The organism is Thalassospira profundimaris (assembly GCF_003326755.1).
GTDB lineage: Bacteria > Pseudomonadota > Alphaproteobacteria > Rhodospirillales > Thalassospiraceae > Thalassospira > Thalassospira profundimaris_B.
This window is the reverse complement of the sequence record NZ_JPWH01000080.1, coordinates 1-714: the sequence shown is the minus strand read 5'-3', so window position 1 is coordinate 714 and position 714 is coordinate 1. Positions and strand designations below refer to the sequence as shown.

General features: G+C 59.2%; 1 protein-coding gene. It reads right to left on the bottom strand.

Annotation, left to right across the window (positions count from 1 at the left end; translation table 11 throughout):
• Positions 1 to 164: 164 nt before the first annotated feature.
• Positions 165 to 714 (bottom strand): HTD2 family dehydratase (locus TH25_RS25205; protein WP_473243621.1); only part of this gene is annotated, 550 nt, incomplete at its 5' end.

Here is a 714-nt window from a genome sequence, read left to right as displayed (position 1 = left end):
TATAATAAGCAGGATAGACGTTTTATTTATTAAAATGCAAGTCTGGTGACATGGCGTTTTTTGTTCTGCCGACCCCGCTGCTCTCCCTGTCCTCTTTGTCCTCTCTTACTCTCCTCCACGCCGCTGCAATCAGGCAGGGAGATGCAAAAGGGGGCAGACAGCGATCAAAATGTCGCCTTGGCCTGCATCGCCTGGCCCCCCGCAGGCTGGCGCACCCACAGATCCAGCCCGTCATCCCTCTCTTTGGCCTCAAGGGTAAAGGCCCCGTCATCCAGAAGCGGGCTCAGCCCCTTAAAGGCAAAGGTCTTTAACGGTTTTTGGGCGATTTCTGTCGCAAACCGGGCCAGCAGCGAGGCACTCAGCGGCCCGTGAACAACCAGCCCGCCATACCCCTCGATCCGGGTGGCGTAATCGCGATCATAATGGATGCGGTGGGCATTATAGGTCAGGGCGGAAAAGCGAAACAGCATCACCGGGTCCGGGGTGATGACCTCCCGATATTGGGCATCTTCCGGGCAGGCGGGGCCGCTGGCTTGGGTTGATGTGCCGGTTGCGGCTTCCCGATACACGATATCCTGTTCTTCATGCAGGCACAGCGCCCCCTCCTGGACAATACCAAGGGCGACCCGCCCGATCCCCAGGGGCCCGGTGCGCCCTTCCTTGAGGTCAATCGACAGGATGCCTGATGCCTTTTCTGCCACCCGCCCGGCGACA